At 68.8% G+C, this 24710-nt stretch carries 24 protein-coding genes and 3 pseudogenes; 18 read left to right on the top strand and 9 right to left on the bottom strand.

The annotated features are described in order from the left end of the window. The first annotated feature begins 17 nt into the window (after positions 1-17). A complete protein-coding gene (locus tag ACZ69M_RS43055) occupies positions 18-1574 on the top strand; it encodes a class I adenylate-forming enzyme family protein (RefSeq protein ID WP_470058769.1) in 1557 nt (518 codons plus the stop codon). Positions 1575-1632: 58 nt separating this feature from the next. Here ACZ69M_RS43055 and ACZ69M_RS43050 read toward each other — a convergent pair whose 3' ends face one another. Then, complete coding sequence (locus tag ACZ69M_RS43050; RefSeq protein WP_470058768.1) at positions 1633-2223, bottom strand: TetR/AcrR family transcriptional regulator; 591 nt, start codon at positions 2221-2223, stop codon at positions 1633-1635. A gap of 91 nt (positions 2224-2314) precedes the next feature. On the opposite strand from ACZ69M_RS43050, the gene ACZ69M_RS43045 reads away from it, so the two are divergent. The 6 genes and pseudogenes from ACZ69M_RS43045 to ACZ69M_RS43020 all read left to right on the top strand — a co-directional run bounded on the left by ACZ69M_RS43045 (position 2315) and on the right by ACZ69M_RS43020 (position 9217). Then, positions 2315-4036 (top strand): CocE/NonD family hydrolase, encoded by a 1722-nt coding sequence (locus ACZ69M_RS43045; RefSeq protein WP_470058766.1) that lies wholly within the window; start codon positions 2315-2317, stop codon positions 4034-4036. Then, entirely contained in the window at positions 4026-5474 is a 1449-nt protein-coding gene (locus ACZ69M_RS43040) for an amidase (RefSeq protein WP_470058764.1), read from the top strand. Before ACZ69M_RS43045 ends, ACZ69M_RS43040 begins: the two co-directional genes overlap by 11 nt. 8 nt (positions 5475-5482) lie before the next feature. Continuing rightward, complete coding sequence (locus tag ACZ69M_RS43035) at positions 5483-7162, top strand: class I adenylate-forming enzyme family protein (RefSeq protein WP_470058762.1); 1680 nt, start codon at positions 5483-5485, stop codon at positions 7160-7162. 167 nt (positions 7163-7329) lie between these two features. Next, a complete protein-coding gene (locus tag ACZ69M_RS43030; RefSeq protein ID WP_470058760.1) occupies positions 7330-7914 on the top strand; it encodes a TetR/AcrR family transcriptional regulator in 585 nt (194 codons plus the stop codon). Between the two features lie 248 nt (positions 7915-8162). Continuing rightward, positions 8163-8513, top strand: a pseudogene (locus ACZ69M_RS43025) (hypothetical protein); the annotation flags it as partial. Between the two features lie 410 nt (positions 8514-8923). Then, positions 8924-9217 (top strand): hypothetical protein, encoded by a 294-nt coding sequence (locus ACZ69M_RS43020; protein ID WP_470058758.1) that lies wholly within the window; start codon positions 8924-8926, stop codon positions 9215-9217. Positions 9218-10482: 1265 nt separating this feature from the next. Here the strand turns inward: ACZ69M_RS43020 and ACZ69M_RS43015 are convergent. Further along, positions 10483-11601 (bottom strand): PP2C family protein-serine/threonine phosphatase, encoded by a 1119-nt coding sequence (locus ACZ69M_RS43015; RefSeq protein ID WP_470058757.1) that lies wholly within the window; start codon positions 11599-11601, stop codon positions 10483-10485. 849 nt (positions 11602-12450) lie between these two features. Beyond that, complete coding sequence (locus ACZ69M_RS43010) at positions 12451-12993, bottom strand: hypothetical protein (protein ID WP_470058755.1); 543 nt, start codon at positions 12991-12993, stop codon at positions 12451-12453. A 173-nt stretch (positions 12994-13166) separates the two neighbouring features. On the opposite strand from ACZ69M_RS43010, the gene ACZ69M_RS43005 reads away from it, so the two are divergent. Beyond that, positions 13167-13448 (top strand): hypothetical protein, encoded by a 282-nt coding sequence (locus ACZ69M_RS43005; protein WP_470058753.1) that lies wholly within the window; start codon positions 13167-13169, stop codon positions 13446-13448. A gap of 177 nt (positions 13449-13625) precedes the next feature. Here the strand turns inward: ACZ69M_RS43005 and ACZ69M_RS43000 are convergent, their stop codons facing one another. Then, positions 13626-14054, bottom strand: a complete 429-nt coding sequence (locus tag ACZ69M_RS43000; RefSeq protein WP_470058752.1) for an SRPBCC family protein — start codon at positions 14052-14054, stop codon at positions 13626-13628. A 117-nt stretch (positions 14055-14171) separates the two neighbouring features. Here ACZ69M_RS43000 and ACZ69M_RS42995 point away from each other — a divergent pair, with 117 nt between their 5' ends. Beyond that, complete coding sequence (locus ACZ69M_RS42995; protein WP_470058750.1) at positions 14172-14324, top strand: hypothetical protein; 153 nt, start codon at positions 14172-14174, stop codon at positions 14322-14324. Further along, positions 14324-14482: a hypothetical protein gene (locus tag ACZ69M_RS42990; RefSeq protein WP_470058749.1), complete on the top strand. Its 159-nt coding sequence runs from the start codon at positions 14324-14326 to the stop codon at positions 14480-14482. Before ACZ69M_RS42995 ends, ACZ69M_RS42990 begins: the two co-directional genes overlap by 1 nt. 101 nt (positions 14483-14583) lie before the next feature. Here the strand turns inward: ACZ69M_RS42990 and ACZ69M_RS42985 are convergent, their stop codons facing one another. Next, the gene (locus ACZ69M_RS42985) at positions 14584-15330 is read right to left on the bottom strand and encodes a PP2C family protein-serine/threonine phosphatase (protein WP_470058747.1); all 747 of its coding nucleotides are present in this window, start codon (positions 15328-15330) and stop codon (positions 14584-14586) included. 640 nt (positions 15331-15970) lie between these two features. Here ACZ69M_RS42985 and ACZ69M_RS42980 point away from each other — a divergent pair. Continuing rightward, positions 15971-16315 carry a hypothetical protein gene (locus ACZ69M_RS42980; protein ID WP_470058745.1) on the top strand — a complete coding sequence of 115 codons (345 nt, stop codon included), beginning with the start codon at positions 15971-15973 and terminating at the stop codon, positions 16313-16315. 110 nt (positions 16316-16425) lie between these two features. Here the strand turns inward: ACZ69M_RS42980 and ACZ69M_RS42975 are convergent, their stop codons facing one another. Further along, positions 16426-17022, bottom strand: a complete 597-nt coding sequence (locus tag ACZ69M_RS42975) for a CGNR zinc finger domain-containing protein (RefSeq protein WP_470058743.1) — start codon at positions 17020-17022, stop codon at positions 16426-16428. 104 nt (positions 17023-17126) lie between these two features. Here ACZ69M_RS42975 and ACZ69M_RS42970 point away from each other — a divergent pair, with 104 nt between their 5' ends. From ACZ69M_RS42970 to ACZ69M_RS42960, 3 genes and pseudogenes are all read left to right on the top strand, one after another. Further along, the gene (locus tag ACZ69M_RS42970; RefSeq protein ID WP_470058741.1) at positions 17127-18263 is read left to right on the top strand and encodes an MFS transporter; all 1137 of its coding nucleotides are present in this window, start codon (positions 17127-17129) and stop codon (positions 18261-18263) included. A gap of 381 nt (positions 18264-18644) precedes the next feature. Then, positions 18645-19181, top strand: a complete 537-nt coding sequence (locus tag ACZ69M_RS42965; RefSeq protein ID WP_470058739.1) for a hypothetical protein — start codon at positions 18645-18647, stop codon at positions 19179-19181. A 47-nt stretch (positions 19182-19228) separates the two neighbouring features. Further along, positions 19229-19504, top strand: a pseudogene (locus ACZ69M_RS42960) (transposase); the annotation flags it as partial. Between the two features lie 79 nt (positions 19505-19583). On the opposite strand, the gene ACZ69M_RS42955 reads toward ACZ69M_RS42960, so the two are convergent. Both ACZ69M_RS42955 and ACZ69M_RS42950 read right to left on the bottom strand, forming a co-directional pair. Next, on the bottom strand, positions 19584-19958 hold the full coding sequence (locus tag ACZ69M_RS42955; RefSeq protein ID WP_470058737.1) for an HAD family hydrolase: 375 nt from the start codon (positions 19956-19958) through the stop codon (positions 19584-19586). Positions 19959-19994: 36 nt separating this feature from the next. Beyond that, positions 19995-20261, bottom strand: coding sequence for a hypothetical protein (locus ACZ69M_RS42950; RefSeq protein ID WP_470058736.1), 267 nt, complete (start codon positions 20259-20261; stop codon positions 19995-19997). Between the two features lie 121 nt (positions 20262-20382). Between ACZ69M_RS42950 and ACZ69M_RS42945 the strand changes: the two genes are divergently transcribed. After that, positions 20383-21225: a hypothetical protein gene (locus tag ACZ69M_RS42945; protein WP_470058734.1), complete on the top strand. Its 843-nt coding sequence runs from the start codon at positions 20383-20385 to the stop codon at positions 21223-21225. A 459-nt stretch (positions 21226-21684) separates the two neighbouring features. Here ACZ69M_RS42945 and ACZ69M_RS42940 read toward each other — a convergent pair whose 3' ends face one another. Further along, positions 21685-22665, bottom strand: coding sequence for a helix-turn-helix domain-containing protein (locus ACZ69M_RS42940; RefSeq protein WP_470058732.1), 981 nt, complete (start codon positions 22663-22665; stop codon positions 21685-21687). 215 nt (positions 22666-22880) lie between these two features. Here ACZ69M_RS42940 and ACZ69M_RS42935 point away from each other — a divergent pair, with 215 nt between their 5' ends. The 3 genes and pseudogenes from ACZ69M_RS42935 to ACZ69M_RS42925 form a co-directional block, all read left to right on the top strand. Then, positions 22881-23825, top strand: coding sequence for an NADP-dependent oxidoreductase (locus tag ACZ69M_RS42935; RefSeq protein WP_470058730.1), 945 nt, complete (start codon positions 22881-22883; stop codon positions 23823-23825). A 35-nt stretch (positions 23826-23860) separates the two neighbouring features. Then, complete coding sequence (locus ACZ69M_RS42930) at positions 23861-24361, top strand: cupin domain-containing protein (protein WP_470058728.1); 501 nt, start codon at positions 23861-23863, stop codon at positions 24359-24361. Positions 24362-24399: 38 nt separating this feature from the next. Further along, positions 24400-24495 (top strand): annotated as a pseudogene (locus ACZ69M_RS42925) (IS21-like element helper ATPase IstB); the annotation flags it as partial. Positions 24496-24710 lie beyond the last annotated feature (215 nt).

Raw genomic sequence — 24710 nt, 5'->3', positions numbered from 1 at the left:
AGGCCGAGAACATGGAAATGACCGCACATCAGAAGTATCTGATCGACAAGACCATTCCCGAGGCACTGGACTACGCCGCCGAGCAGTGGCCGGACGACCTCGCGCTCACCCATATCGAGGGCGGAGGCCCCACGCTGACGTGGGCAGAGCTCCGTGAACAGATCGGCCGGGTGCGCACCGGCCTCGAACGCCTCGGCGTCACGCCCGGCCAGAAGGTCGGCATCATGCTGCGCAATCAGGTGGAGTTCCCGCTGACCTGGCTCGCGGTCATCGAGGCGGGCGCGGTCGCCGTGCCGATGAACCCGAAGTACACCTCACGGGAGATCGACTTCGTGCTGCGTGACGCGGGTGCCCGGTGGCTCGTCGCCGCCGACGACGTGGTCACCGGCACGCTCACCGATGACCGCGTCGGTCCCGTACCGAGCGAACGGATCGTCGCCGTCGGCGCACCGGTCCCGGGCGTGCACGACTTCGGCGCGCTGACCGCGCAGGCGACGACGCCACGCACTCACCGCGCGAACCCCGGCGAGGTGGTCAACATCCAATTTACGTCGGGTACGACCGGACTGCCCAAGGGATGCCTGCTCAGCCACACCTACTGGATCCAACTCGGCGTCCACAGCACGGCGATCGGCGACCCGCCCCGGCGGATCCTGGCCGACCACCCCTTCTACTACATGCAGAACCAGGGCTATCTGATGATGGCGCTGGCCTGCGGAGGCGGCCTGTATGTGACCGCGGGGCTGAGCCGGCGCAAGTTCATGAACTGGCTCGTCGACCATCGCATCGACATGGCGTGGATCGACGAGGGCATGCTCGACCTGCCGGAGAGCGGGGCCGACCGACGACTGGCCCTGAAGAAGGCACCGGTGTCGGCTCTGCCACCCTCCCTGCACGAGCCCCTGGAGCGGCGCTTCGGCCTGCGGGCACGCGAGATGTACGCCAGCACCGAGGTCGGCAACGGCACCTATGTCCCGTACGAACGCACGGACACCGTCGGCAGCGGCTCCATGGGCTGGTGCTTCCCCCACCGTGAGTCGAAGGTCATCGACCAGGGCGGCGACGAGGTCGAGCCCGGCCGCTCGGGCGAACTGTGCCTGCGGGGCAGCGGCATGATGCTCGGCTACCACAACCGCCCGGACGCCAACGCCGAACTCTTCCTGCCCGGCGGCTGGTTCCGCACCGGGGACATCGTCCGCAAGGACGCCGACGGACAGCACTACTACGAGGGCCGCGTCCGCGACGTCATCCGCCGCAGCGGGGAGAACATCGCCGCCGCGGAGGTCGAACTGCAGATCATGGCCCTGCCCGAGGTGGACGAGGTCGGTGTCATACCGGTCCCCGACCCGCAGCGCGACGAAGAGGTCAAGGCGGTCGTCGTCCTCAAGCCGGGTTCGAGTCTCAGCGCACAGGAGATCGAGGCGTGGTGCCTTCAGGGGCTCGCCCGCTTCAAGGTGCCCCGCTACGTCGAGTTCCGCGACAGCCTGCCGCACACATCCAGCGGCAAGATCGCGAAGGCGGAACTCCGCGCCGAACCGCACAGTGATGGCGTGGTGGACCTGCGTGCCTCGTGAAACGCAGCAGCGGACGGACCGGCGGGCACCGGCCGATCCGTTCCCCCGATCCTCGCGTTCAGCCCGCGGGGAGTTCCGCGAAGGACAGCACCCCGAGGAAACGCTCCAGAGCGGCCAACTGACGCTCGGGCGTCCAGATCTCCGGATGTTCGACCACGGACAGGGCCATGCCGGACACCCAGACCCGCACCATGTCGACCGTGTCGTCCAGTTCGTCGGCCGGAACCAGTTCCTCGACGCCCCGCACCAGGACCGTCCGCATCGCCGGCTCCATGCGCTGCAGGTGCTGCCGGATGACGGGTTCCGCGCCCTGGTGCGTCAGCAACGCCACCCGCGCGCGCTCCTGTATCAGCGACTCCTCGGTCACCGGCAGGAACCACTCCAGGGCGGCCCGCAGCCGCTCACGTGGGTCCGTGATCTCCTCCAGTTCGGCGAGGAAAGCGTCCGTGTCGGCCAGCGCGTACTCCAGCACGGCGCTCAGCAGCGCCTCACGGTTGGGGAAGTAGTGCGTGATCAGGGTGATGGATCCGCCCATCCGCCGCGCGATCTTCCGCAGCGTCAGCTCGGGCAGTCCCCCCTCGCTCAGAGCCTGCAGGGCGGCCACCGCGATGTCGCGAACGCGCTCCTCCGGATCCACGAACCGCGGCACCGAGACCTCCCCGACCCTCAACCCCGACCGTTGTCGGGCACACCTTACACAGCCGTTATATAACAAGCGAAATACATCTCGGAGGCAAGGCATGAGCTTCAGAATCGTCGAGACCATGACCTCGGAGAGACCGTCCCGGCACGCCCGTGAGCACATGGTCGCCATGCGTGACGGAGTAGAACTCGCGACGGACGTCTATCTGCCCGACGACGGGACGGCGCACTCCGCCGTTCTCGTACGGACCTGCTACGACAAGTCGAGCCGCTACACCGCCCTCACCTTCGAGGCCGAGTACTACCGCTCACGCGGCTTCGCGCTCGTGACGCAGGACGTGCGAGGCAAGTTCCGTTCGCAGGGAGAGACGCTCCCCTACGCCTGCGACGTCGCCGACGGATACGACACGGTCGAGTGGATCACGCGGCAGCCCTGGTCGAACGGCCGCGTGGGGGTGACCGGAGCTTCGTACTACGGCTTCACCACCTGGGCCGCGGTGGCGAGCGGCCACCCGGCCATCGGGGCGGCCGTCCCGATGGTGACGGGGATCGACATGGGCGCCCTGCACGTGGGAGCGCGGTGGAGCCAGGAGGTCCCCTACCTCGCGTCGCTCAACGACCTCCTGCAGATCTGGACCGACGACAAGGGCTATCTCGCCGAGATCGACTGGGGTGCGGACTCCGTCGCGAACATCGTCGCGGCAGCCCGCACGCGGGTCGGTGAATGCCGGGGAGCCACGCAGATGCTGGAGCGCTCCGGGGACCAGGGGTGGTACAACCCGTACGGCGACCGGCACCCGTACCACACCACGTCCGTCCCGATCCTGCACTGGCAGAACTGGTACGACCCCGGCCTCGCCCCACTGGGACTGCGCGACTGGCGGCACTTCCGCTCCCTGGCCGGCCCCCGCGACCTGCACTTCCTCCGCGCCGGGTCCGCCGACCACTCGGGCTACCTGCTGGCGGACGTCGGCAGCGGCGACGCGCGCAACCCGTACCTCAGTGAGACGGCCCTCGCCGAGAGGATCGAGACCGAGTGCGGCGAGGTCGCGGACTTCTTCGACGAGCATCTCAACGGGGTGCGCCCGGCAGAGCCCCGCCCGCGCGCCCGGTGGCACGTCGGACACGTCGGCTGGCAGTCCTCGCAGGAGTATCCGCCGCCGAGCAAGCCGCTCACGTTCCACCTCTCCGCCCGGGGGACAGGCCCGCACGCCCTGAACCGCCACCCGGAAGATGAGGCGACGTCGCTGAAGTGGACGCACGACCCGGACGACCCCGTCCCGTCGAGCACCGGCATCGAGGCGATCTGGTACCTGCTCGCTGCCTACCCCGATGAACGCGACCTCGCGGACCGGTCCGACGTGCTGACCTTCCGGACCGAGCCGCTGACCGAGCACGTCGACTTCGCGGGACAGCCGGTCCTCACGGCGCGGATCTCGTGCTCGGCCCCGTCCACGCATGTCTTCGCGAAACTCCAGGACGTGTATCCCGACGGCACGACCCGCCCGATCTCGTGGGGTCGCGCCGTCCTGTCCGAGCGAACCGACGACGCCCTGTCCCTTCACCTGGACGACAACGCCTACCGGCTCCAGAGGGGCCATCGCCTCCAGTTGCAGTTGCAGTCGAGCGACTTCCCCCACCACGTCGTGCACCCCGGCACCGACGACAACCCGTGGTTCGCCACCAAGAAGACCCGGAGCACCCAACGCCTCGAAGTCGGGGGCATCGAGGGTGCACGGCTCGTCCTCCCGGCCATCGCTGTCGCGGAGCCCCAGGAAAGTCCCCTCCAAGCCGAAAGGCACATCCACCATGAGCTCTGACGACGACCTCTGCTTCACCCCCGCGACCGAGCTGGCGGCCGCGATCCGTCGACGCGACCTCTCCCCGGTCGAACTCGTCAACGCGGTCCTCGCCCGCATCGACCGCTTGCAGCCACAGCTGAACTGCTTCGTCACCGTGCTTCCCGAGCAGGCCGTGAATGCCGCCAAGGCGGCCGAGAAACTCGTCGTGTCGACGCCGGCCGACGAGTTGCCACCGCTGCACGGCGTTCCGACCACGGTGAAGGACCTGGAGGAGACCGCCGGGGTGCGCACGACCTTCGGGTCACGCCACTTCGCGGAGTACGTACCGACCCGCAACGCCCCCATCTGGCAGCGCCTCGACGACGCCGGGGCGATTCTCGTGGGGAAGACCACCACGCCGGAGTTCGGGATGGGAGCGGTCACGGAGAGCGGGTTGACCGGGGTGACGAACAACCCCTGGGACCCGTCGCGGACCACCGGTGGCAGCAGCGGCGGCGCGGCGGCGGCCGTGGCCGCCGGCCTGGCCCCGCTGGCCACGGGAAGCGACGGCGGCGGCTCGATCCGCGTGCCGGCGTCCATGTGTGGCGTCGTAGGACTCAAGGCCACCAGCGGCCGGATCCCCTTCGGCTCGGAGGGCACCGGAGCCTACGAGACGGTCACGGTGACCGGGCCGATGACGCGGACCGTCGCGGATGCCGCCCTGATGCTCGACGTGGTGGCCGGGCCGTATGCCCTCGACGCCGTGTGTCTGCTGGACGAGGGGGCCGGCTACCTCGCGGCTCTCACGACGGCCTCGCTGAAGGGCAAACGCGTGGCGTACAGCCCGGATCTCGGGTGCGGCCCGGTCGATCCGGAGACCGCGAGAGTTGTACGCGACGCGGTCGGCCGGCTGGCCTCGGACGCGGGCGCGGACGTGGAGCAGGTCGACATCAGCCTGCCGGATCCCTACGACTACTTCGAGAAGTGGTGGGGGCCGTACATGTGCCAGGAGGTCGACGCGCTGGCCGCGGACGGCATGACACTGGCCGACTTCCCTTCCGAGATACAGCGCCTCTACGAACGCGTGTCCGGGATGAGCGCCCTGGAATTCGCGCATGTCCAGATGGTGACGCGGACGCGGATCTTCCGGGCGTTCGCCGATGTCTTCGCCCAGTACGACCTCCTGGTCTGGCCGACCACGCCGATGCCCGCGTTCCCGCACCCCGGTCCGCTCGGCGGCCCGGCGGAGATCGACGGCGTTCCCACCCGCTGGCCCGTCATCGAGAACCAGCGCTTCACGGAAGCGATCGCACATGCCGGCTGCCCGGCCATCACCGTGCCCGCCGGGTTCAGCCGAGAGGGTCTGCCGGTCGGTCTGCAGATCGCAGCAGCCCGCGGCGCCGACATGGCCGTGCTGCAAGCGGCCGCCGCTTTCGAGTCCATCGCGCCGTGGGCGCAGCTTCGGCCCCAGCTCTGAGGAGACCCATGCCCACAGATGTGAGCATTCCCGCCGGCCTCATCACCTGGCCGGCGGACATGCCCGACGCCTGGACGGCCGTTTCGCGCACCACCTTGACCGACTTCGCCGCCCGTTGCTTCGACGCGGGCGGCGACGCGCCCGCACTGATCTTCGACGACGGAGTCACGGTCAGCTTCGTCGAACTGCGTGAGCGCATCGAGCGTTTCGCCGGCTTCCTCCGGTCCCGGTCGTCCGCCGGCGACCGGGTCGCCCTCGCCGTCGGCAACCGGGCCGAATACCTGATCGCGTACTTCGGCATCGTCCTCGTCCGAGGCACGGTCGTCACGATGGGGTCCGACATCGGTCCGGCGGATGCCGCGCTCATGATCGACGACGCGGGTTGCCGACTGGCGGTGGCCGAGGGACACGCCGCCGAGGTTTTGGGCGCACTGGTCGGGGAGTCCCTGCTCGAAGAGGTACTGGACGTGCGTGACGGTGAGCCGGACGGCCTGGCGCACCACTACCAGGACGCCACACCACTGCCCCTGGCCGAGGCGGCGTGCCAGATCGACGACCTGGTCGACATCGGCTACACCTCGGGAACCACCGGCATGCCCAAGGCGCTCGGCGGTAACCACGCCGAGCCGTTGCGCTACGTCGACGTGATCCTTCGTAGCCGGCCTCTGGAAGCGCACGATCGCATCTTGGTACCTGTGCAGTACCACTACGGCGACGGCTTCTATCTGACGCTGGCGTCCTGGCATGCGGGGGTCGCCGTCGTGGTGATGCGCAAGTTCAGCGTGTCCCGTTTCTGGAAGGTCGCCAAGGAGTTCGGTGTCACCCAGGTCTACACGATCGGGGCCATTCCCAGCCTGCTGCTGACCGCGGCACCCGCCCCGGCGGATCGGGACCACCGCATCAAGTGCGCTCAAGCGGTCGGCGTTCCCGCCGAAAGGCACCACGAGTTGAACGAGCGCTTCGGGTTTCCCTGGTACGAGGTGTACGGATCCTCCGAGTCCGGTCCCGCGTTGTCCATGCCCGACCACGTGGCACAGGAGTTCGTCGGGTCGGGAGCCATCGGTGTGCCGTATCCCGACATCGAGGCGCGGCTGGTCGACTCCGACGGCCTTGTCGTCGACGGAGCCGGCCAGGGCGAGCTCGAGCTGACCGGCGGGATCGTCTTCACCGGCTACCTCGGCAGCCCGGCCGCCACCCAGGAAGTACTGCGAGACGGCCGGCTTCGGACCGGCGACCTGATCCGCCGTGACGAACGCGGCATGTACTACTTCGTCGGCCGCATCAAGGAACTGATACGCCGCGGCGGGCAGAACATCGCTCCCGCGGAGGTGGAAGCCGTGCTGCGCCTGCATCCGGCCGTCGTGGACGCCGCCGTCGTACCGGTCGAGGACGACCTCCGTGGCGAGGAGGTGCTCGCCTACGTACAGGTGCGGGAGGGGGCCTCGGTCGGGGCCGCAGAACTCGCGAAGTTCTGCGCCGACCGGCTGGCCACGTACAAAGTCCCGCGCTACGTCCGGCTGCGCACGGAGCCCTTCCCGAGGACGCCGAGCCAACGCATTCCCAAGAACCGGCTCAGGGTCGAAGGCAGGCACCGTACGGGTGGGGCGTGGGACCGTGCCGCCGAGGCGGAGGCGCCTCGGTCCCGTTCGACGGGCTTCCTGGCTCCGTCGGACCGAGGCACCACCTGACCGATTCCCCCTACTGGTCCCTCTGGCAGTTGGCTGAGCGACTGCCAGAGGCCTCACCGTCACCGGACATTCAGGAGCAGCCCGGTTATGATCTCGGGGACGACAACCGAGGCGGGCACGATGGGTCCGGATGTGAACGGGCGAACCGGAGAGGTCGACGAGCACTGATGCCACGCGTCGTCGACTCCGATGCCCGCCGCAGGGAGATCCTGGAAGCCGCCGTGGCAGTCCTTGCCGAGTCCGGTCTGCAGGGACTCTCCTTTCGCGCCGTCGCCCATCGGCTCGGCGGATCCTCCACCCTCGTCACCCACTACTACCGGTCTCGCCGTGACATGCTCGTGGACCTGACGAGTTACACGATCGAAAAGGGCAAGGCTCAGCTGTCGGTCAGCGAGCACGATGTGGACGATCCGTTGGCTCGGCTGCACACCCTCCTGCTGTGGCTGGTCCCCGACGACCCGGAGAGCCTGCGGGAGGAGCACGCGCGGCTCAACCTCATGCCGGCACGCGACAGCGAGCCGGACATCGCGCACTTCTTCGAGAAATGGGAGGGGGAGGTACGCCAGTTACTCCGTTCCCACCTTGAACCGCTGGTACCGCCGACCGAGATCGACAGCACCACGGACTTCCTCCGGGCCGTCACGAACGGTCTGTGCCTGAGCACGGTCGAACATCCCGACCACTGGACACCGGAACGCCAGGAAGCGGTGATCGCCCGCTCGCTCCAACGGCTTCGCTCCGGGGTTGCCTGAGCTCACCATCGGCATCTTTCGGAGGCCCTCCGTGTCCGAATCCAGTGCCCCGCAGCGCTGGGTGCGCCCGCCATCATGTTCATGGTCGTCACGGCTGCCGCACCACAAGACAATTGAGGACTACGACGTCTCGTTCCAGCCCGAACGCGACTCACGCAGGGTCAAAGATCTCGCCGCCTCAAGGCCGCGGAGGCGGACGGACGGCTGACCAACAAGCTCGGCAGTTGTCTGCGGGCCGCCGTCCTCGTGCCTCGGCGAGCCTGTGGCTGAAGTCCATCCAGAACACCGGCAAGGCCAACACCACCGCGGCAGCCACACCGCCAGTCGTCTTCGGCGGCATCCAGCTGTCCAACCACGTCGAGGGCAGCGGCCCGGACACTCTGCGCTACATCAAGTGGCGCGTGCGCACCATCAAGTCCGAGACCGGCTCGACCCTCACTGCCAACTACTCCGACCCCGACTGCATCTGGGGCACCAGCATGCCGGCGGACATCGACAAGAACACCCGCCGCTGCTTCCCGGTCAAGTGGTCCCAGTCCGGGGCTAGTCCGGTCACCGACTGGTTCCACAAGTACGTGGTCACCTCCGTCTTCCAGGACTCCCGGTAGCACTCACTGAAACAACGGATACCGCCGACCAGCAGGGATGCGGCTTGGATCACTGATCAACCGTCGTGGCCGGTACTCTCGCGGTGCTTGCGTAGCTCTCGGTACAGCATGGAGCGGCTGACGCCGGGCTCTGCGGCGACCTGTTCGGGGGATCGCGCCGTCTTTGATGCGCTGGGCGGCTCCGGCGCGGGTGGTCGCCTTGAGCTTCGCGGGCCGTCCAATCGGCAGTCCGCGCCGGGCGCCGACGGTACGCCGCAGTCCAGTGGGCAGTGGGCAGTGGACATGCTCCCCGCCCACGGACAACACTGCCCCGGCGGGCCCTCGGCGGCGCGCGGGACCGGTCTGAACTGCGGCCTTGAGGGATTTTCGAATCAGACTCCTTGAGTGGAAGGATCGGTGCCATGGGCACCGAGAAGGGCTGGGTGTACCGGGTCGACGAGCCGCACGGCTCGCAGGGCTGGCTCCCCTACGGCGGCCATCCCGAGCGGTGGCGGGGGACCGTCAGCACCGACGGTCCCCGGGAGAACGCCGAGTACGTCGCCGCCCTCGTCGTCACCGACCTAGTGACCGAGTGGGAGGTGCGCGGCACCGGGCAGAGGCACGTGCGCGTGATCGTCTGGGAGGACGAGGAAGGTGACGGCCCCGAGGACGCGGCCTTCACCGTGGAGATCCAGCCCGACATCGATGCAGACTGACCGGTTCGGCCCTCAGGGAACAGGCTCGGTGCTCTTCGGTTCTGCGGAGCGCAGGCGCGGCGGAGCCTTCGCACCGCGGTCGGGCCCGCGCGAAGGCTCCGAGGGCAAAAACAGTCCCCGGTAGTGCTGCGCGTGTCCTGAAGCCTCAGTCGTCACTGTCGCCTCGGTATCGCGCCGGCTTGCCGGGGGCCTAAACCACATCCTGTCCAAGTCACTCCGCCGACTAGACGTCCTCACCGACTTTGTCGCCCTTTCGGTGTTATGGCCTAGTAATCACCATGCACGAAATATGTCACGAGTCAATAGGATTGTGGAAGATTTTTTAGCATCTAATGGATGAGGTGCAGGCTTCTCGCGGCGAGGACTCGGAGACCGGGGCGCACGAGTACCCGAAGCGGGTGCGTCCCCGGCGGCCCGTTCCTCGCTCGCCCGGCAGATGAGGCACACGAGCTGGGCGTCGCGTCCGCATCGGCAGGTCAGCCCCTGACAGCGAGAGCACGGGCCAACCTACTCGGGGGAGCAGCCCAGCATGAGCGCGGTGGACACTCGGTCCGTCGTGGGATCGATACACCTGGGCGCCTCGTCCATGTATCCGGATTTATGCCAGGCGCCCGGTTCGGACGAACCATGGTCGCGACCGGTCGGCCTTTCGCTCCGAGTAGTACATCCCGCGCGTCTTGGGTGCTGATCAGGCGCGTGATCCCGGCGTTGACTCACACTGCACCGCATGCCCGCAATGGGCGGATGTCGTCGCAGCCGAGGAGTGGCTCAAGCCGTTGCACCGCGATAGCGGGAGGGGGACGTCCGGAGGACCCTCGTGTGCGGGTGGGCAGTCCGCTCAGGTCAGGGCGACGCAACTCCCGCTGTTCCACCTCGGTCAGCGGCCAAGGGGAGAGCTCACACGGCTTCCAGCCCAGGTCCGGCTTCTCCAGCGAGGGCACCCATACGCTCCAGTCCGTCAGCCGGACAATACGGTCGCTCCGCACATCGCGCCGGCGCAGTCTGGGCAGTTCGGCAAAGCGTCTCCGGAATGGCCCGTTCCCGTACTGCGCCGGGCACGCAGGGCGAGTGCTGCATGGCTGGCACGGCATTGTCGCGCAGGCCCAGGTGATCGATCAACGCACGGCGTCGGTCCCGCTGGCGCAGACCGATACGGCCGCCCATCGGGAGTCCGAAGCTGTCAGCCACGGTGCACATACGCGCCTGGGAACAGCTCGAAATTGAGCGGCCCGCCCGGGCATCCAGAGCTGCTTCCGCAGAGAACCTCATGGAATCCCGTTCAGGCGGGCCATGAGGACGGTGATGTCGTCGTGGTGACCCTCGGGATGCCGGCTCCGCATCAGTGCCTCACAGGTGTCCTCCAGCGACGAGTGCTGGGCGGTGAGTCTGCGGCCGAGCGCGCGGAGTGCCTCCTCGATGTCCTGCCCACGGGTCTCCACCAGGCCGTCGGTGCACAGCAGGAGGAGGCTGCCGGGGTCCGTGAGCAGTTCCAGGGTGTCGAAGGTGACGCTGCCCACCCCGATCGGTGCGCCGACGGGGACCTTCAGCAGTTCGTTGCTGCCGTCAGGCCCCACGAGGACTGGCGGAAGGTGGCCTGCGCTGGCGAGGGTGGAGCGGCCGGTCGTCGGGTCGTAGACGCAGTACAGGCAGGTGGCCAGTTGGGTGTGGCCCAGGTGCTGCGCGAAGGCGTCGAGCTGGGCCAGCAGCCGCCCGGGGGGCAGGTCCAAAGTGGCGAGAGTTCTGACCGCCGTGCGCAGCTGCCCCATGACGACCGCTGCGTGCAGGCCGTGACCTGCCACGTCTCCGATGGAGAGGCCGACTCGGTGGCCCGGCAGGGGGATCACGTCGAACCAGTCTCCTCCGACCTGCGTCGTGCGACTGCTGGGGTGATACCGGTAGGCGATCTCCACCCCTGGCAGGCGAGGGGGCGGCGTGGGAAGCAGGCTGCGTTGCAGCACCGCGGATGCCGTCGCTTCGTCGCTGTGGATCCGCGCGTGGTGCAGGGCCACGGCCGCCCGCTCGGCCACCTCCTCACAGGCTGTCAGGTCCGCGGCGACGAAAGCGGGGCGGTCGGGTTTGCGCCCGAACACCAGGAAGCCGAGGGCCCTGCCGTGCGCCACCAGCGGCACCAGCAGGACGGAGGAGCCCTTCAGCACCAACCGGGCGGCCGGGCTGTCGAGTTCCGCCGGAAGTTGCTGCAGGACCTCATCTCCTACAAGGGGAATGAGGACTGGCTCGATCTCCGCAAGGAATCGGGCCATGGCCGTGCCGGTCGTGTAGACGAAGGTCCTCCCCGGGCGGAGTTCCTCCCGGCAGTCCAGGTCCTCATGGTGGACTGCCGCCACGCGGTGCATCACCACCGCACCCTCCAGGCCCTGGGGCACAAGGTCATCTTCCGACGCAACGGCTTGATCGCACAGATGAACCGAAGCGAAGTCGGCGAACCCCGGCACTGCCAGGCCGGCAAGTTGGCCGGCCTGGCGCTTGAGATCCAGGGTTTGGCCGATACCGCGCACGGCGTCGCACAGGAAGGTCAGCCTGGCCGTGTCGGTGCTGGTGGCCGCACCGGGTGTCGCTCGGCGATCGGAGCCCGGGAGCGTCAGAGCGCATCGTGGTGTCTCTGGCGGCAAAAAGGCCCCCTGACGTGTCGGGCGCAGCCGCGCCCCTTGGATGACAAGGACAACTGCGTCAGACCCGGCCCTCGAGACTGCCCAGACCTTCCGTTATGACCCTATCGCCCCAGCTCAGCAGAGGCGTTCACTCACAGGGGTGGTCCGCGCTGGTGGATCGGCGGTGTGGTGACGGGCCCATGAGGTCGGCACCCAGCTCGGTGCGCTCGGGAAGCGGCGCAGGGTGGTGGCCTCACTCGCAAGGTCAGGCCGTGCGCGAGCGGGTGCGCCTGCTCGCCGCCGACGGCTTTACGCGGGGTGAAGAGAACGCAGTGACAGCCAAACGGCTCCGGGTCAGTGTGCGATCGGGGAAACGGCTGACGTCGGTCCTGGTGCGAGGGAGGGCGAGAGGCACTGCGCACGTCGGGCCCTCGCGAAGTGGCCAATGGTCGGGGAAGGTGACTTGGCCGCGCTCGAGCCGCCCCTGCTGGAACACCTCAGGGCTTTGCACGTACGGCCGGGCGCTGCCGCCATGGCGGAAGTTGTAGATCAGCGGGCTCCATACGGCCGGATCCACGTGATGCGTACCGGGCACGACGATGCGCTCGTCGGCGTGTACACGGATCACCTCGGTCTCGACGCTGAAGAACCGCCCCTCCCCGCCCGGCGTGAGCGCAATCGCCCTGGCTTCCATCTGGAGGGCGCATTCGGCCGCCCGAGACGGCCGTACGACGTCGGAAGCCGTCGGCGTGAGCCCGGCCGCGGCGAACTTGTCGCGCTCGAATCAGTACAGGGGCCGCTTGCTCTCCGGGACAGCGTCGGCCCGGTCAGCGGCGCGAGGCGCTCCGCCTGCTCCCACAGGTCCGGCAGCAGGAACGCGATGTCGAGCCGGGTCGTGTAGTCCCAGGTGATCCCTTCCCCGGGGATCTTGGCGTCGGCCTGGTCGGGGATCAGTTCCGGGCCGCCGAAGGCGAACGCGACGACGCAACAGGCGACCACCATCGCGGCGAAGAAGGTGACCAGGAGAAAGGCTGCCGTGCGGGCGCCGTAGTACTTCCGGCAACTATTGAGGATCGGGAGGATCAACAGGTCGGCGTACCTGAAGGCGATCACGGTGCACGGGAAGGGGAATGGCGACAGGCTGTTGCGCTGCTGGGCGACCGTCACTCAATCCGCCTGGGGAATCAAGCCCTATACCGCGTTCTCGGGTGCGTTACGGCTGGCTGACGAGAGCATGGCAGGGTTCGAGGTGGCCGGGCTCGAACCGGTGGATGGGACTGGACAGCCTCCCGACTCGAGGCTGCGAACAGGTCGGCCGCCCGGCCGCCTACTGTGGAGGCATGGGCGAAATCGTCGTCGTGTACGAGCTCGACAACCCAATGGCCAGGCGCTCCTCCCCGGGCGTACCTGCTGGTGAGGAACGGCCCGTCCGCAAGGTGCACGCCGCGCCCTCCGCCCCGGGGGAGCCCTCCGCGACGGGACCGCGGACCCTCTGCGGCATGGACACCTTCGCCATGCAGACGGCTTACTGGAAGCCCTCCGAACACCCTGGCGCTCCCTGGTACCCCGTGCAGTACGCATCCGTGGTCTGCTCCGACTGCGATGCCGTGATCGAGACCTGACCGGCGTGCGGAGCAGCGACTCCAAACGGGGCCATTCCACATCCGTCAGATCCCCTGCCCCACCGCGGGCTCCGACGGAACGGCGCGCAGCGGCTACGGCGCCCCGGCCCGCCAGCAGCGGCTCCGAGCCAGAGGCGGCCTTCCTCGACAGCCCTCAGCGCCCGGCTTCTCTACCGCTCACCCCCCTCCTTGTTCCACGCACTCCTCGAAATGCTCCAGATCGCTGCGGACGAGCCGTTCGATCGCGTTCGCCTGGGCGAATCCCCCCAGCCCGCCGAAGGTCTCCCCGACCGTGTCGGGGTCGTACTCGAGCCGTGCCTGGACCCAGGTGCGGTTCTCGTTGATCGGCTGCAGCGAAAAGGAGCCCACCAGTTCGGGGTCGCTGGTGGTGTGCCACTCCATCACGCGTTCCCCCCTGCGATCGGAGATCTCGGCCTCGAAAACCCGGGCCCGGCCGCCGGCCTCGACGTCCAGACGGGCTCGACCACCCGCCTCCGTACGGACCTCGCGCACGCCTTCCACGAACTGCGGATGGCGCCGAGCGTTCCGGTGAACGCGGTCCGCGACACGCATCGCTACGACCACGCCGTCCGATGCTGTCACCACCGGCAGGTACCTGTGGGGTGTTCGGCCGGCAGGACACCCCGAAACCGACAAGATCATGCGCGGCATGCTGGAGACCCCGGGCGGCTTCACCCTGATGAGCGCGACACCCTACTGGGCATGGAGCACAGCCCTGGCAACAACGACTCGGTGAGCTTCAGCGACGACGGCTGGAAACTGCGGACCGACCAGTCCGGGCGCATGCTGGTGACATGGACGTACGCCCCCCAGTGGTCGTGCTTTCGCCGGAGTCGGACGGGGGTCGTCGCGTGATGATCCAGGGCAAGTGCACGGGCACCGCCTACAGCCTGTTCGACGTGCTGGACTTCGTGCACCGTGCCGGCCTGCCCGCCGAGGACCGGGTCATCGACGACCCGGAGCTGATCGAGTGGCGTGGTGGCGGACCGTACGACTGGGGAAACATGGCGTAGCCACCGTGACCCCGATTTCCGCCCCACCGCGTATCGCCGTCCTGGCGCGTCAGGGGCCTTCCCTGTCTGACGGCTTGGCGAAAGGGCGACAGGCGTCTGCCCTACTCGTCTCCGATGCGTACGACCGCCAGCGTGATGTTGTCGGGTCCGCCCGCCGCGATGGCGGCCTTCCACAGTTCGAAGGCCGCCCGGCCGTCGTCGTGCTCCCGCGTCACCGCGTCGATCTCGTCCGGTGTCACCGGGTCGGTCAGGCCGTCTGTGCAGATGAGGTAGCGGTCGCCGGGCGACAGCGACGCGGCCGTCACGTGAGGACTGATGGGGCGGTAGTCGAGCGTACCGCCCAGGCACTGGGTGACGAGGGACGTGGTGCGCTGCCCGGGTTCGAGCGGCGGGCTGTCGTCGACGCTCACCTGGCGCAGCCCGTCGCGGGAGGCCGCGAACACCCGGCTGTCACCCACGTTGAACGTCAGCAGCGAGCCGGGCTGTACGACGACGCCGGCGACGGTCGTCCCCATGGTGGCCAGCTCACTTCCGGTGCCGCCGGCGGCCCGGTACAGGGCGCGGTTGCAGGCGTTCAAGGCGTCGCGGACGGCGTCCTCGGTGCCCAGAGTGGGACCGATCGACGCGAGCCGGTGGGCAGCCAGGGCGCTCGCCACGTCGCCGCCGGGATGTCCGCCGAGCCCGTCGGCGACGGCGACGACCAGGGGCGTCCCCAGCGGGAAGACCAGGGTCTGCGAGTTCTCGGTCACGGTGGCGCACAGTGTCCACGGTCCGACGACGAGGCTGTCCTCGTTCCGCTCGCGGAGCAGCCCGGGGTGGCTCAGCGCACTCACTGCGACGTACGGCATGGAGCGCCACCGCCTTCCCGCAACGGCACGCCGCCGGAGGCCGGGCCCCGGACCTGCGCACACGAGTCCTCACGGCCGAAAGCCTGAGCCGAGAGATGAACCCTCACGAGACATCCTGTCCGGGGCACTCCGAGAATTGATGCCCGTCTCTCAGACATCAGCCAGCCGCGGCACACGCAGAACTCGCGCGGTTCGGCCCAGCGGGCGCGCTGGCGGACGAAGGCTACGACGTCGCCCCGCCGCAACGAAACCCAGCACGGTGCGTCGGTCGGTTCCAGCGCGCGCAGAGCCACCCGGCCGAGCCTGTCCATCCGACCACCGCCCAACCGACGAGCAGGGCAACAGCACCATTCTCCGCTCCGGGCGCCCCCTCCCGCCAGCCTCCGCGGACGGTCACAGTGGCCTGCCGTACGCCAGGGAGTTTTCCAGGGAGCACACGGAAGTGGGTGGTGTCGACGGTGGCAACGACGCAGCGCTCGAAGGTGCGGTGACGATGACGACGTAACCCGCTCAGGCGGCGCAACGACGTGCTCGAAACCTTGCTGCCTCGAAGTTCCTGGGCTACAAGAACATCAACCAGGTCAACAACTACGTCCGCGACCACCCCGGGTACTTCCCCGATCCGGACGTCGTCGAGGAGATGGGCACCCCGGGGCACCCCTACCGCAAGCTGCTGTGGCGGGTGCAGACCCTGCTCGATTGGAAGGCCACCCGGCCCGGGAGCGGCCTGCACCTCAGCAGCGAACGGCCGGCCAAGGCACTTCCCGCCGTTCCGGTCGACGGTGATCCCGACGAGCTCCTGGGAGCGACCCAGGCTGCGGCGCTGCTCGGCTACAAGAGCGTCGGCTCCTGCTCCAGCAGCCTCGCCCAGGGCAATCTCCCCCTGATGCAAACACCTGACGCCCTCACGGAGAAGGGCGGGCGTCGGCGGTGGACGCGCAAGCGGATCCTCGAGCAGGCCGAAAGACGTAGGCAGAAGAGGTAGGACGGTTCGTGCGGCCTTGCCCCCTGAACGCGGCACCCGGTTACGGGTCGAGCGAGTGGTGAGCGATTCTCAACGAAGGTTGAGCGATGTTGCGTTGGATCCTGGGCGCCCTACTTGATTTCGCTCGACTGCTCGGCGGAGTGGGAGCGTCGATGGGCTGCGACTCGTTCGCGGGTGGCGCATCGGCGGGAGCAGTAGCGGCGTTCGGGACCGCTGCCCTGGGTGATGAAGGCGTTCTGGCAGGTGGGTGATGCGCAGATCCTGCCGGGCGGGCGTTGACGGTCCCAGACGAGGACAGTCAGGGCCAGGCACGACGAGGCGAGGAGCCACTCGTCCCAGGGGGCGTTGTCGTCGTGGTCGAGGTGGGGATGCCAGGGGCTGCTGCCGCCGTGCGAGGTCAGACGGAGGGTTCCGGTGTGCTCGTGCAGGAGGCGGTTGAGGGTGGCTGCGGCGTCATCGGCGTGCTCGGCGGCGAAGACTTGCCGCAGGCGGGCGGCGGCTGCGCGCATCCCGGCAACATCGCGGGTGGTGAGGTCGATGGGGTCTGTCTCACCGTATGCGCGGAGCACATCAGCGACTTCGGCCGGGTCGGGGCAGTCGTCAGCGAGAGCGTTGAGCAGGGCGGCGGTCCGCCGAGCCGTGGTCAGCACAGAGTGCCGGGTGGACCAGTCGTCGCTGTTGGAGGACACACGTGGAATGTAACGCATCTTGCTGAGTTTTGAGTTACCTCCGTAACGTCTTGGCGATGAAAAGGCGTTACTCACTCCGCTTCTATCTGGCCGGGGCAGTGGCAGCTCGTGCCGGGGACGAGATGTCGGGTCCGGCGCTGATGCTGGCGGGATTCGCCCTGGCCGGATCGACTACCGAAGCGTCGTCGCTGCTCGCTGGTATCACGATCTCTGCCGCGGCAGGGGGGCCGGTGCTCGGGACGCTCCTCGACAGAACCCGACGGCCGGGATGCCTGCTGGCTGCGGCTCTCGTCCTGTATGCGGCGGGGCTGGGGATGGTTCTCGTGGGACTGGGCCGGTTGCCGTTCGCTGTCATCATCTTGATCGCAGTGTTGACAGGGCTGTTGGGGCCGGCCCTGTCGGCCGGTTGGACGGCCCAACTTCCGCGTGTGGTGCTGGGCGACCACCTGCCCCGGGCGAACGCGCTCGATGCCATGACGTTCAGCGTGGCGAGTCTGGCCGGTCCGGCTCTCGCCGGCGGCGTGACAGGGGCGCTGGGAGCCCCGACGGCCATGGTGGTCTCCGTGGTGCTCATCGCCTTGGCCGTGCCCGCCGCGTGGATGCTGCCCGCCCGCCCCGGTCGGGCGCGGGGCGCTCGGACAACCTCCCTGATCAGCGACCTCGCTGCCGGAATGCGGGTCATCGTCGGACGGCCGTCATTGGCCCGAGCGACCCTCACCTCGGTCGTCTCCTGTGTCGCCCGGGGCATGCTGATGGCGTGCATCCCCCTCCTGGGCGAGCGCGTACTGGGCGGAGCCGGCCGCGGCGCGGTGCTGCTCTCCTGCGCGGCGATCTCCGCCCTTGCGGCCAACGCCGTGCTCGCCCGGCTTCCGCGTTCAGTCGCCCCCGACACGATCATCTGGGCCAGTGCTCTCGTCCACACTGCCGCGCTGGCCTTGGCCACGTGGCGTCAGCCAGTCGTGCTCATCGTGGCCGTACTCATCGCGGGGATCGGTGAAGGGCCCCAGCTGGCCGCCCTGTTCGCCATCCGCCACCGGGAGGCCCCAGAACACCTCCGCGCCCAGATCTTCACCACCGGCGCCAGCTTGAAAATCACCGGATTCGCCCTGGGGGCAGCGGTTGCCGGACCGGTCGTGACCCGGTCCCTTCCAGTCGCTTTGGCACTCGCAGCGAGTACGGCGGTCCTCTCAGCACTGGCCTTCTTCACGATCCCGCCAGCGGACGTCAACTCGTCCGCGGACCGCGCGATGTCGAGTTGATCAGGACCGCACTTTGATCCCGGACAGCCAGCCCTGAACGATCGCCCAACCTTCGGTGAGAAGACCTACCGGTCACCACCCCTCGGTGAAAATGATCAACCTTCACCGCGAGGGATCACTCGCGGCGGGGCGGCAGCTGCTGCGTTCGCACGCCTCCGGGCTACCGACGAAACTCGCCGGCCTGTGTTGATGGGATGGGGCGGTGTGCCAAATCCCGGGCTTCCCGGTTGCTCTTCCCGCCGAGCAAGGTTGACGGAGAGGTGACTCGTAACACCGTGACGCCGCCCTGAGATCAGCCCTCACGCGATTCGTCACCGGGGTCACCGTGCCCAGGAGCGCCGCTCCCGGAGGATTGTCAGTCCTCGTTCATAGGATCTCGGCATGTCCGATGCCTTCACCGTCTTGTGGACCCATGACACGTGCCGTGCTCTGCGCACGGCGGGTCGCGTGGGCCAGCGGCCGCCGGTCGCCTTCAGCGGCGTCCATTCCTCCCTGCCCGCCTGGTCGGGCGCTCGTGTTGGGGACGAGGTGTACGCGCTGCACGTCAACCGGTGCGTCGTGTACGTGGTGAGCCGGATGCGGGTGATCGGCAGGGAGCGGGGCGACTGCTGCGGCACCGCCCCGGTGACCTGGCAGGACCCGGCGTTTCCCGGGCACGGCGACTGGGCGATGCTTGGTGCCGGCGGCTGCGGCGCAGCAGCGGTGCACGTGGACGCGACGCCCGTAAGCTTCGACATGCCGGTCCCCGGCGATCTTCTGGCCAGGCTTACCTGGCGCAACCGCCGAGGCCAGACCCGCGGTCTGAAGCACGTCGTGGATGGCCGTCTCGAGCGTTCGGTCAGCCTCCAGGGGTTCTACCGTCTGACCTCCGAGTCGGCTGGCGAGTTGGCGGAGGTCGTCGGCAACTCCGTCCCTTGATGCCGACGGACGAGCGGGTGGCTGGACCGCACTCACCCCTCGCCGACGTGAGGGTCGTCGACAACGTTCGCATCCACCTGACCGCACCGCTACGTGAGTTCATCGCCGCGAACGCCGACCGGCTCACCGTCTTCCAGCTGCCCGCCTACGCGCCGGACCTGAACCCGCAGGACGGCGTGTGGTCCCTGGTCAAGCGCGACCTCGGTAACCTTGCCGCCCCCGACCTGGGCCAGATCACCCAGGCCGTCAAGCGCAAGCTCAAGATGCTGCACTACCGTCCCCACGTCATCGACGGCTGCCTCACCAGCACCGGTCCGGATCTCTATGACCGACCCGGGCCGGGGCTGCCCGCAACCTCGTTTTCGCGCTGCGACCACACCCAGGGAGACCGTGCCGAATGCGTCAGAAGAAGTCCAGGAGTTCTGTCAGGGAGGTGAGGGAGGGCACGTCCGAGACGGCCGAGTCCCGGCACAGCGCACGTCCTGCATAGCCGAGTCGGACAGCCCCGGCGACCAGGTCCGGATCGTCATCAACGAACAGACACTGCGCAGGAGCGAGGTTCAGGGCGGCGCTGGCGTGGTGGTACATGCGCGGGTCCGGCTTGTCGCAGCCGAGGACGGCGGAGATGGCATACGCCTCGAAGAACCGGCTGATCCCGAGTCCGGCGTGGAGGTCGGGCAAACCGGGCCAGGCATCCGACACCACGGCCATGCGCACCCCACGCCGGCTTAGCTCCTCCAGGGTCTCCTCCACGTCCGGGTACGTCTCCAGAAACATGGCCGGAGGAACTTCGCAGCGCAAGTCGGCGAGGAGTTACGAGGTCGGGTCCACGCCGAGGTGGTGGAGCATCAGCCGGTGGTAACCGTCGTAGTCGGGCGTCGATGACGAGGTGGCGAGGAAGTGGTCGCCCGCGCTGATGGCCGCCGCGAACTGGTCCGGTGTGATCGACGGGGCGTGGGCGAGGACGGACTGCTCGAAGTCCGCTCGCGGGTTCCAGCGGCCACCGATCGGATGCATCAGCACGCCGCCTGAGTCGAACAGGACGGCACGGAGATCGTCGGGAGAGGCTGATTGAGTCATCACCCGCCCCGTCTGGTGAGCAGACGCCCCGCCGGTCGACTCCCCTCCGGGCCAGACACCTGCAATCGCATCTCCGGGTCAGACCGACATCACGAACGCATGTTCAGTAGCATCCCTTCTCATGACGAGGCGGGGGTGGCGGCTGGGTGCCGTGGCGGGGGTGGCGGTGCTGGCGGCGATCTGCGCCTCCGGTCCAGAACGCCCGGAGGTCATCCGCACAGCATCGGACCTCGGCCCCCTCCCGGCCGACCGCTACGACTACACGCCACAGGACTACCAGCGATCACAGCGGGCATCGGCGTTGCTGACCCGGCAGTGCATGGCGGAGCGCGGCCACCGGGACTTCCCGCTCGACCCCCGCTACCCCAGCGACCCCGTCGTCGCCACCGCCGTCAGCACCGACTACGGCGTCCTGGATCTCGCCACCGTCCGCCGCTGGGGCTACGGCTGGGACCCGGCAAAGTCCCTGGCCCTCCGGCCGAAGGGCCGCCGGATGACCAATGCCGAGTATGCGGACTTCCCCGCCTGCAGCGCCGAGGCGAGCCGGCGGCTGATACGCGGCATCAACCTCGAGCGGGACTGGCCCTACGCAAGCACACGGGCGATCGAGGTCGACAAGGCGGTCAAGCGCGACCCGCGCCTCCGCGCGGCCTGGAATGTGTGGTCCCGCTGCGTGGCAGAGCAAGGATTCACCCGCTATCCCGACCCCGTCACGGCGTACACGGACACCACCTGGCACCGGGGCGGCGACGGTAACACCCGGCATACGCAGCGCGAGCGGGCCACCGCCGTCGCGGACGTCACTTGCAAGCGTCGCCACCATACGGCCGAGCTCTGGCACTCCGTACGGGCGCAGAAGCAGGCCGTGGACATCGCACGGCACCGCGACCGTTACGCCGCCGGGCTGCAGGCGCTGCGTGCATACCGGGCCAACATCGCCGAGGTGCTGCGGAAGCTCGGCTAACGGGGCGCCGACGCATTACGGTGAGTCCCGCGAGCGCCGACGGACACGCGGCAGCCGCCCAGCGGACCGACCTTGCGCCCCGCGCATTCCGTCACCCCGGGCACCGCATTTCGTCGGTTCCCCGACTGGCCACGGGAGTGCCCACAGCGCACTGCCCTTGCCCGCCTGCGCAAGCTCGTGGTCGGGGTCGTGGATGGGGCGACCACGAGGCAGCTCGCGAGGCTGTTTCGACTTCGTGGCCATGGTCGGGGCTCCGCGATCGGGGGTTTGGTCGTGGCCCACGGGTCTTCTGGTCAGCAGACGAAGACCGCCACGGCTCAAGAATTTGCGGCGTCCAGGCCCTCGTTCATGCCCTGCACGATGGGTTGGCGGAGGCAGCCGCCGTGGTCACGCCGAAGCACGTGGTGGACTGCCTCGCGACTCTCCCGGCGCTGCTCCGTACGGCGGCCGGCTGCGTCGTCACGTCAGCCGGCGTGCGAATTGCGCTGGTGTCGCATGGTATTGCTTCTTGAAAGCGCGGATGAAGTGGCTGCTGTCGGTGAAGTGCCAGCGCGCGGCGACCTCGGAGACGCTGAGCCGTGCTCCGGGGTCGGTGAGCGCCTCGGCCGCTTCCTCCAGGCGTCGGCGGCGGATGTAGGCGCTGAACGGCTCGTCCAGACTCGTGAAGGCCCGTTGCAGGGTGCGGACTGAGACGTGCAGTTGCGCGGCGATCGTGGCCGGCGACAGCTCGGCGTCGGTGAGCCGGGCATCGGCCAGGTCCTTGGCCGCTTGTGCCAGCGCGGGGGTGAAGGCGGTCTCGCGGTCGTCGAAGTGGTCGAGGATCAGCCCTTTGGCCAGTTCGAGCAGGGCGTTGCGGGACGCGTGCGCGCCCGCCGGGCTGAGGCCGCTCAGGGTCCGCTGCACCATGCTGGTGTGTGCCATGAGGATCTGCGCCGCGGGCGAGGTGGCCTGGCCTGTGCGCGGTTTCCCGGCGACCAGGGGCCGCAGGGCGTCGCCGGGAAAGATGAAGATGCGGGTGCCGATCACGGGCGTGGTGTGGAAGTGATTCTCCGTCACGACGTGGTGCATGAAGTAGGTGCCGGCCGAGACCAACGCGTCACCGCCCTGATCGTGCGGGTCCTGCAGGGCCACTGCGCCGCGCAGCCCGACGTACAACCTGATCTGATCGTGCTCATACGTCCCGACTGCCCGGGTGTTCACGGGTGAGGACGCCCAGAGTTCGTTGACAGCGGTGTCTTCCAGGGCCACCGAGCGCATCGTTCCCTGGAAGCCGTCGACCGTGGAAGCACTGAATTCCGGCAGAGGGTAGCGGTCTCCCATGCGGTCGTTCCAGGTGTCGATGAACGGCTCCCACGTTCCCCGGCCGGTGCCGGTGGAGTCGGCGTCGACGGTGAACGTGCCCACCTTGCCGCCGGGACCAAGGAAACGCGGCCTGCTCATCATGTGTCCTCCGCCCCGATGAAGATGTCGCCGGAATCCCATCCAGTGTCGCGAACGTACACCCTTTCTCCGCGCGGTCGTTCCTACGCTTGGCAGCGCTTCAACCCCACAACGATCTACCGCCTGCCGGCTGTGCCCGGCGCCACCCACGCGATGCCGTCCCTCGCATGCGAAGCGACGCGACCGCGACCTCTCGGGCGAAAGCGAGAAGAACCATGAAGGCAGTGCGTTTCCACCAGTACGGCGACCCCGACGTCCTGCGCTACGAGGACGTGGAGCAGCCGGTTCCCGGCGCCGGGCAGGTGCGGGTCCGTGTCGCGGCGACGTCGTTCAACCCGGTCGACGCCAACATCCGCGCCGGTTTCATGCAGGGGCCGATCCCTGTGACGCTGCCGCACACACCCGGCATCGACGTCGCCGGTACGGTCGACGCGCTCGGCGAGGAGGTGACCGGCATCCAGATCGGTGACCAGGTCATCGGCTTCCTGCCGATGACTGAGGCCGGCGCCGCCGCGGAGTACGTCCTGGCACCGGCTGAGGCCCTGACGCCGGCGCCCAAGAGCGTCGCGCTGTCCGACGCGGCCGCGCTGCCGCTGGTGGGCCTGACCGCTTGGCAGGCGCTGTTCGAGCACGCCGAGCTGACCGCCGGGCAGCGCGTACTGATCAACGGTGCGGGCGGAGCGGTCGGAGACTTCGCCGTGCAGTTGGCGAAGCAGGCCGACGCTTACGTGATCGCCACGGCCAGCCCGCGCAGCAGCCGACGCGTCTCGGCGGCGGGCGCGAACGAGGTCATCGACCACACGGCCGCCGACGTCGTCGCGGCGGTGACCCGGCCGGTCGACGTCGTGCTCAACCTCGCGCCGGTCGAACCGGCACAGCTGGCCGCGCTCCTGGGCCTGATCCGCCCCGGCGGTGTGCTGGTGAACACCACGGTGTGGATGCCCGCGCCTACCGACGAGGAGCGCGGCGTACGCGGCATCAACCTGTTCGTCCGTAGCGACGCGGAGCAGCTGTCGCACCTGGTGGAGCTGATCGACCGCGGCGAGCTGCGCGTCGAGATCGCCCGGCGGGTGCCGCTGGCCGAGCTTCCTGCCCTGCACGCCGACGCCGCCGCGGGCGCACTGCCCAGCGGCAAGGTCGTCGTCGCCCCCGGCGCCTGACTCCCACCTGAGTGACCCCTGAGGAGACGACCACGATGATCCCCGACGACGATCCGTCCCGCTCGCTGACCGTGGCGGACCCCGACGACCCCGGCACGACGTACATCTCGCTGGTGGGCAACACGTACGCCATGCTGGTCACCGGCGAGCAGACCAACGGCCGGTACTGCCTGCTCGACATGCGCGTCCCCGACGGCGGCGGCCCGCCGCCGCACCGGCACGACTTCGAGGAGATGTTCACGATCCTCGAGGGCGAGATCGAGTTCACCTTCCGCGGCGAGAAGCACACCGTACGGGCCGGATCCACCATCAACATCCCGGCCAACGCGCCGCACAACTTCCGCAACACTTCGGGTGCGCCCGCCCGGATGCTGTGCATGTGCACCCCTGCCGGCCAGGACGAGTACTTCATGCGCATCGGCGATGTCGTCGCGGGCAAGGACGCGCCGCCGCCGCAGCTGTCGGAGGACGAGCTCGCGGAGCGCCGCCGCCGCGCGGCCGAGTTGGCCTCGACCTACCGAAGCGAGTTCCTGTAGCTCGCAGGGCGGGGCGGCGTGACGGACAGCGAACGACCGTGGTTCGCCTCACCTTCAACGGCGCGATCATCCAGACCGGCACGGAGTCCTACCGCCTCGCCCGCACCAAGGCCCAGGCCGAACGCGCCGCCGCCGGCTGCCCCCTTCGCCCGGGAACCCGCGGCAGGGGGTTTCGTGAATGCATCATGACAATTCGGATGCACCCTCTCGAACGGGATCCTCGGATTCCGGGTGAGCTGGACCGCCGGGGGGGGGAGGGGTTTTTGCGAAGCGACCCGCACCCGGGGGTGTTTGTTGCTGGTTTCTTTTGGCCCGTTCCTGGGAGGGGGAGGGCAGCGGGTGGTTTGAG

The sequence above is a fragment of the Streptomyces sp. NPDC107454 genome (assembly GCF_055582885.1).
Note: the sequence above shows the minus strand (reverse complement) of the source record. Positions and strands in the feature narration are given on the sequence as shown.

Excerpts from the sequence above, each read along its gene's own strand:
- ACZ69M_RS43055 (WP_470058769.1), top strand. The coding sequence starts at position 18 with ATGACCGCACATCAGAAGTATCTGATCGACAAGACCATTCCCGAGGCA.
- ACZ69M_RS43045 (WP_470058766.1), top strand. The coding sequence starts at position 2,315 with ATGAGCTTCAGAATCGTCGAGACCATGACCTCGGAGAGACCGTCCCGG.
- ACZ69M_RS43040 (WP_470058764.1), top strand. The coding sequence starts at position 4,026 with ATGAGCTCTGACGACGACCTCTGCTTCACCCCCGCGACCGAGCTGGCG.
- ACZ69M_RS43035 (WP_470058762.1), top strand. The coding sequence starts at position 5,483 with ATGCCCACAGATGTGAGCATTCCCGCCGGCCTCATCACCTGGCCGGCG.
- ACZ69M_RS43030 (WP_470058760.1), top strand. The coding sequence starts at position 7,330 with ATGCCACGCGTCGTCGACTCCGATGCCCGCCGCAGGGAGATCCTGGAA.
- ACZ69M_RS43020 (WP_470058758.1), top strand. The coding sequence starts at position 8,924 with ATGGGCACCGAGAAGGGCTGGGTGTACCGGGTCGACGAGCCGCACGGC.
- ACZ69M_RS43005 (WP_470058753.1), top strand. The coding sequence starts at position 13,167 with ATGGGCGAAATCGTCGTCGTGTACGAGCTCGACAACCCAATGGCCAGG.
- ACZ69M_RS42995 (WP_470058750.1), top strand. The coding sequence starts at position 14,172 with ATGGAGCACAGCCCTGGCAACAACGACTCGGTGAGCTTCAGCGACGAC.
- ACZ69M_RS42990 (WP_470058749.1), top strand. The coding sequence starts at position 14,324 with ATGATCCAGGGCAAGTGCACGGGCACCGCCTACAGCCTGTTCGACGTG.
- ACZ69M_RS42985 (WP_470058747.1), bottom strand. The coding sequence starts at position 15,330 with ATGCCGTACGTCGCAGTGAGTGCGCTGAGCCACCCCGGGCTGCTCCGC.
- ACZ69M_RS42980 (WP_470058745.1), top strand. The coding sequence starts at position 15,971 with ATGGGCACCCCGGGGCACCCCTACCGCAAGCTGCTGTGGCGGGTGCAG.
- ACZ69M_RS42975 (WP_470058743.1), bottom strand. The coding sequence starts at position 17,022 with ATGCGTTACATTCCACGTGTGTCCTCCAACAGCGACGACTGGTCCACC.
- ACZ69M_RS42970 (WP_470058741.1), top strand. The coding sequence starts at position 17,127 with ATGTCGGGTCCGGCGCTGATGCTGGCGGGATTCGCCCTGGCCGGATCG.
- ACZ69M_RS42965 (WP_470058739.1), top strand. The coding sequence starts at position 18,645 with ATGTCCGATGCCTTCACCGTCTTGTGGACCCATGACACGTGCCGTGCT.
- ACZ69M_RS42955 (WP_470058737.1), bottom strand. The coding sequence starts at position 19,958 with ATGTTTCTGGAGACGTACCCGGACGTGGAGGAGACCCTGGAGGAGCTA.
- ACZ69M_RS42950 (WP_470058736.1), bottom strand. The coding sequence starts at position 20,261 with ATGACTCAATCAGCCTCTCCCGACGATCTCCGTGCCGTCCTGTTCGAC.
- ACZ69M_RS42945 (WP_470058734.1), top strand. The coding sequence starts at position 20,383 with ATGACGAGGCGGGGGTGGCGGCTGGGTGCCGTGGCGGGGGTGGCGGTG.
- ACZ69M_RS42940 (WP_470058732.1), bottom strand. The coding sequence starts at position 22,665 with ATGAGCAGGCCGCGTTTCCTTGGTCCCGGCGGCAAGGTGGGCACGTTC.
- ACZ69M_RS42935 (WP_470058730.1), top strand. The coding sequence starts at position 22,881 with ATGAAGGCAGTGCGTTTCCACCAGTACGGCGACCCCGACGTCCTGCGC.
- ACZ69M_RS42930 (WP_470058728.1), top strand. The coding sequence starts at position 23,861 with ATGATCCCCGACGACGATCCGTCCCGCTCGCTGACCGTGGCGGACCCC.